Below are 6,444 nucleotides of genomic sequence, written 5' to 3' on the forward strand. Positions count from 1 at the left end.
TCTATATTGTGTAATATATTCTTTATTATTTTCTCTCACTGTTATTCTCAACAAACAGATTCGATTTATAAAAACTATAATAAAATTGAAACAAAAAAGATTGACAGCGTAATAAAAAAATACGCTGAAAAAGATAAATTAAAATATCTCTCGATTTTGCCAAATTTCTCATATAACTTAAGACAAAATGTTTTTAACGTCGGGATTTCGTTATCAAATCTTTCAACTTATTATCAAACCAAAAAACGAAATGAAATCGAAATTGAAAAATTGCATTTTCAATTAATTGAGAAAAAAAACAATTCAATTGAAAAATTCACAAATGAATACGAACAAATTATAGATTCTTATGAAATTCTACGGTTAGAATTAGACAATAAAAAATTATCTGAAGAAATATTTAATCTTAAAAAAAGTCAATATGAAAACAACAAAATAACCTTAGAAACTTGGTTGACGATACAAGATAACTATCAGAAAACCAATATTGTTATCGTTGGAAAATATAGAAATATTATTTCGAAAATGAAACAATTTGAGCTAAAAATAAAAAACTCCTGTTTCGACCAGGAGTTTAAATATTTATCAATTAATGTACCTAATCAATAAATACAAATTTTATGGACAAAAATACAATATTATCCGCCATAACTGAAAAAGAAATTTTCTTTAAATTCTTAAAAATTAACGATTTCCCTAACGGAAATATTTCTTCGCCATTCTCAGAAGACAAAAAACCAAGTTTTAAATTATACAAAAACAATACGTTTAAATGCAATTCTACTGGTAAACAAGGAGATTGTTTTCAGCTAGTTGCAGATTTAAATAATATAGATTGTAAGCTAAATTTCGATAAAGTTTTAAAGATTATTGCATCAGAATTTAATATTCAAGAAAATTCAAATTCAAATCATTTTTCTTTTCAAACTAAAGACTTCACTACTTTACATTTAGATTATTTTTCTCAAGGAAATTGGAATATTACACAAGAATTATTGCAGAAATACAATGTATTTGCCCTGGATAAATTCGAGTTTTATAATTCTTCGAAAAATGAAATTTCAAAAATTAAATTATTCCCCAATATTATTGGTTTTGCTTATAAACTAAATAATTCAGTTGCTGAACTATATATTCCAAAACAAGAAAAAACCCAAAAATTCTTTTTAAATAAATATCGTTCAAACGATATTTTTGGTTTAGAACAAATTAATAAGAACGCTGAGTTTATAATAATTTGTGCCGGCAAAAAAGATTGTCTTATTTTAAATGCTAACGGATTTAACGCAATTACTTTTCGATCTGAAAATCACAACATTACATCTGAACAATTAAAGTTATTGAATAATAAAAATTTATTCATTTGCTACGACAACGATCAGGCTGGAATTAATGCAAGAAAGAAAATAACTGCAAAATATGATGTGAGAGAAATTGTTTTACCTGCTGATTTTAATGATATTGCAGACTTTTTTCAAACTAATTCTAAAAGCGATTTTCAAAGATTAATTGACGAAAATACCATTCAAGATAAATCAAAAGAAATCTATTCAATATTTCATCAAACCGAAGATTTTTTAAGCAATAAATATAAGTTTAGATACAACAAAATTAAGATGTTTGTGGAGATTGCTCCTTTAAATTCGGACAATTGGAAAGAATTAAATGAGAATAATTTATATCTGGATTTACAGAAACACGGTATAAAAATTTCACTTAGTAATTTATCGGCTATTTTAAAATCTGATTTTTGCAAAGACTTTAATCCTATTCAGGATTATTTTTCAAGTTTACCCGTTTGGGATGGCAAAACAGATCATATTGCAAATCTTGCAAAGTATGTTTTAGCATTTGATTCTATAGCTTTTGAATATCATTTTCGTAAATGGCTTGTTCGTTCTGTATTTTGTGCTATGGACGATCATTTCTTTAATAAACAAGCTTTGGTTTTAGTTTCGAATCAAAATGATGGAAAAACATCTTTTTGGAACTGGCTCTCCCCTGCCCAACTTTCCCCTTATTATACTGACAGAATTACTACAGACAAAGATGGAATTATTTCTTTGGCTAGAAATTTCATGATAAATATTGACGAATTAGCATCATTAAATAAGCAAGATACAAAGCAATTAAAAGCCTTGTTTTCAATGAAAAATATTAATATTCGTGTTCCTTTTGGACGTAATGAAGCTAATTTATTACGTCGTTGTTCTTTTGTTGGTTCTACAAATGAGCAAAGCTTTTTGGCTGACGAAACGGGTTCTGTGCGCTGGCTTTGCTTCAATATAAAAGGAATAAACTGGGATTATTCAAAACATTGTAATGTTGATTTTATTTGGTCGCAGGCTTATGCTTTATTTAAATCTACAACAAACCGTAATCAATGGGATTTATCAAAAGATGAAATCGAGCAAAACGAGAAAAGAAATTCAAAATTTAAACAATTATCTACGGAACAGGAATTAATCGGTAAATATTTTGAAAAGGCTCAAGTTGGTCAAGGAATGCATTTTACTAGTACAGATGTTTTGGTTTATTTGCGTCCGCTAGGTGTAAATGTAAATGCCATTGCTGTTGGGCGTGCAATGCATTCACTCGGTTATGAAAAAGCAAAAGATAATGGCATTTACGGCTATTGGGTTCATCCAAAACCGCTTTTTGCTGAAAGTAATTTTGGAGCGGTTGAAGGTTCGTTTTATCCTAAAAACGATAAAAATCTTCCAAAAATGAAAACGTCTGGCGACACGGCCAAACAAACCGAAATTGAAATTAAATCGGTTTAATTCTCAAAAAAAAGTAGCAGTAAAAAATAAAATATCAAATACCACTAATACAAGTTACCTAACTTACCTAATACTTATAAATACCACTAAATATAAGGTTTAATATAAGGTAAGATATAAATAAAATAAGTTACCCTAATCTTACCCAATCTTACCCGAAAATAAAAAACTCGAAAAAATCAAATTTCGGGTAAGTTGGGTAACATAAAAAAACACATTTATTCTTCTTACCCGCCTTGCTATTACTGAATTGGGTAAGATGGTAAGATGTTTTTGCCTTTTTTACTTTAAAAATATTTAGATATGGAGAAAATCATCGAAAAATTAGTTATTAAACTTATTATGGAATCTGAACCTTTCACATTTAGAGATGTAAATTTTGAAAATTGCGCTGAAGAATTAAAACCTTTAATTATCGCTTTGCTCAAAAATTATTTTTACCTAAAAAAACAAAATCCAGAAAATAAACCGTGTGTAAATTCCTTTTTCATTCAAGGTTCTAAGAAAAAATAAAAAACTCCATTCAGGGCATACTATCAAGCACCAGCCAAACGCAAGCGCCCCTTCGGGGTGGTGGCTGGCACTTGCTAGCATACCCCTCACTCCGCACAAATAAATAATAAGATCATGTTAGTTAAACAATTTCATTATATCACAAAGGAAGAATCTGAACAAACGATCTATTCTATAAAAAATGTAAAACATAAAGTGATTGTTTTACTTATGCTCGATGCAGGTTTAAGAATTACAGAAGCTTGCAGTATAAAATGTAAAAATTTTGATTTTAAAAATAGAACTCTTACAATCCAATCTTTAAAAAAGAGAAAAAAGGATTTGAGAACAATTCCTATTTCTAATCGTTTGTATCAAAGTATTGCAGATTATTTAGCAACGGCTAATATTTCGATCGAATCAGATTCTTATTTATTTCCGTCAAAAAGTTCAAGTACGGGACATATTTCAAGAAAAACAATGTGGGAAGCAATTAATATAATTAGTAAGAAAGTAAATATTCGAAATTTGCATCCGCACGCTTTAAGACATTCTTTTGCTACACATCATTTATCTGCGGGTACTTCTTTGGCTGAAATTAAAGAAATGCTCGGGCATAAAAATTACAATACAACACTTATTTACGCAGAAATTCCAACGGAAGAATTAAGAAATCGTGTAAATGCAGTAACGGCTTCACCGTTAAAATGGTATCAGAAAATATATAATTTCTTAATTCCTAAACCAAAACAAAAAATGATCAATATAGATTTCTCAGAATCGTATTTTACAGTTGGTCGAAACGAGGAATTAATCAATTTAAATGCAAACATCGATAAACATATTAATACAATTTTAATCGGGAAAATTGGTTCAGGAAAAACACATCTTTTAAAGAATATTGCTATTGATAAAAAAGTCCTACGTCTAGATGACACTGAGAATATTAAAAAATCTTTGGCTCAAATTTTACTTTTCCTTTTCAAGGAAAAAGAAACCGTTTTGGCAATGCTTTGGAAAGATTTTACAACCGAAGAAATCAATAAAAAAATTCAAAGAGAAAATACAATGCATCTTTGCTATACAATCATTTCAGCAATTAAACCTTTTGAATATTGCTTAATAATTGACGACATAACTAATATTACTCCAGGCGCTAAAAAAGCGCTAGAGCGCTTAAAAGATTGTTTTATAATTGTTGCAGGTGCTCGTGAAATAAAAGCTGTAAACACTTCATTTCTTTGGAATTTCGAAAAAGTAGAATTGAAAAATTTAAATAGAAAAGAATCTTTTCTTCTTATAAATCAATTAGCAAATAACTTAGATGTAGAAAATAAGGAACTTTTTTTCTCCCATATTTTTGACCAAACAAACGGAAATCCTAGAGCGATTTCAGAATTAATAAATCGCTACAAAAAAGAACCTTTTTTGGATACTCAAACAATTAGGGAAATTCGCCATACTGGCGCATTGCCTGAAATTGATATGACTTGGATAATAATTGTTTCGCTTGGTTTACTTACTTCTTTACGATTTTTATCTCGTGAAATGAACGAACCCGCTTTGCGATTTATTGGAGGAATTGCAATGATTTTGCTTTTTCTACTTCGTCCACTTCTATCAAATTTTAGACGTAAGTTCTTGTAGAGTTTATAATCATGAAATTCGAAAAAGTTGGAAAAATTCGTTCGGAATTCCGGGAATTCCGATAATTCCGAAAAATCCGGTTTTATTTTATATTTAATTAGAGAAATTTCTTATAAATTTAATTTTCGTTTTTTGTCTGGTTTCGAGCCGTTTTTAAGCCTGACAAAATAACTATTTTGTCGGGCGCGCGCCTTTCCATATATAATAATATAACACTAAATAATAATTAAATAAATCAATAAAATATGAAAGTAATTAAAATAACATTTCTACTAATTGTAATCTTCTTTAATGCAAATTGTAGTTCATGTAAAGATCAATTACCACCTACACCAGATTCAATAAAAAATCAAAGTGAAAAAACTAGAATTAAAAATGCAAAAAAAGCTTTAAGAAGAAATGAAAGAATAATAAGAATGCAAGAAAGAAATAAACGAGAATCTACAGATGAATTAAGAGATGAACAAATGCAGGATTATGAAATTACATTAAGAGAAATGTATTGATAATATATAAATGCAATGAGAAATATATAATAATTTAATTTACAATACTTTGACAGCACCAAATCATTTAACTGGAGAAATAATTTTTACAGGTTTATTTTCTGGTTTCTTTTCTATAAACATATTTGCAAATCCTTTATTTATTGGAGTTACTTTAATTGGTTCTATTTTGCCAGATATTGATCATACAAAAAGTTGGATTGGAAAATCTTGTTATCCTATTGCAAAATGGTTATCAGTAAATTACGGACATAGAACAATTACACATTCAGTATTTTTTTTGATAGGTATTTGTGTTGTAAGTATATTTTTAGAAAGGAATTTTAGTAATAATTATAGCGTCTCAATTATTTTATTTTTTTCTGTTTTCTCGCATTTATTGTTTGACATGGTTACTTTGCAAGGAATTCCATTATTATATCCATTTTATAAAAATCCTTGTGTACTTCCTGCAAATCCTGAAATGAGAATTCGTTCCGGAAATATTCGTCAAGAAGGAATTATTCTTTTTATTTTTTGCTTTCTTACTTTCTTTATGCAGGATTTATTTGCTAATGGTTTTTGGTCTACGGTAAACAATAATTTCAATGATATAAAGCACCAAATAAAAGAATATAAAAAGTCTTCAAATGCACTAGAAATACATTACGATTACAATGTTTATCAGACGAATTTTAAAGGAACAGGAAATCTTATTTATACGACAGAATCAGAACTTTATATTCTAGCAAATGATAAAATGCACGTTTTAAAAGAAAATGAACAAGGTTTAAAAATCAATATATTAAAAACTAAAAAAACTGATTGGATAATTATTCAAGAAAAGATTGATTTAAAGAATTATACAGAAAGTCAATTAAACATGATTCTCAAAAATTCATTTGTAAAAAAAGCAGTCATTTATTCAAATTATGAAAGTTCCATTTCTACGAATCATCTTGAATTTAAAAAGAAATTTGAGTTCGAGAACAAGTTTAATATTCAATTTAAATCACATTATTTAGATACAATTATAG

General features: G+C 27.9%; 6 protein-coding genes. All 6 read left to right on the forward strand.

Annotated features, from left to right (window positions below; all coding sequences use genetic code 11):
* The coding region (locus tag FLA105534_RS23430) for a TolC family protein (RefSeq protein WP_217427737.1) at positions 1–609 on the forward strand (609 nt) is incomplete at its 5' end.
* A gap of 11 nt (positions 610–620) precedes the next feature.
* Entirely contained in the window at positions 621–2,783 is a 2,163-nt protein-coding gene (locus FLA105534_RS23435; RefSeq protein ID WP_173968490.1) for a VapE domain-containing protein, read from the forward strand.
* A 303-nt stretch (positions 2,784–3,086) separates the two neighbouring features.
* Positions 3,087–3,296, forward strand: coding sequence for a hypothetical protein (locus FLA105534_RS23440; protein ID WP_173968491.1), 210 nt, complete (start codon positions 3,087–3,089; stop codon positions 3,294–3,296).
* A 114-nt stretch (positions 3,297–3,410) separates the two neighbouring features.
* Positions 3,411–4,922: a tyrosine-type recombinase/integrase gene (locus FLA105534_RS23445; protein WP_173968492.1), complete on the forward strand. Its 1,512-nt coding sequence runs from the start codon at positions 3,411–3,413 to the stop codon at positions 4,920–4,922.
* A gap of 245 nt (positions 4,923–5,167) precedes the next feature.
* Entirely contained in the window at positions 5,168–5,428 is a 261-nt protein-coding gene (locus FLA105534_RS23450; protein ID WP_173968493.1) for a hypothetical protein, read from the forward strand.
* Positions 5,429–5,477: 49 nt separating this feature from the next.
* Positions 5,478–6,444, forward strand: a 967-nt coding sequence (locus tag FLA105534_RS23455) for a metal-dependent hydrolase (RefSeq protein ID WP_173968494.1), incomplete at its 3' end; no start/stop codon positions are given.

It is taken from the genome of Flavobacterium collinsii, assembly GCF_902804485.1.
GTDB classification, from domain to species: domain Bacteria; phylum Bacteroidota; class Bacteroidia; order Flavobacteriales; family Flavobacteriaceae; genus Flavobacterium; species Flavobacterium collinsii.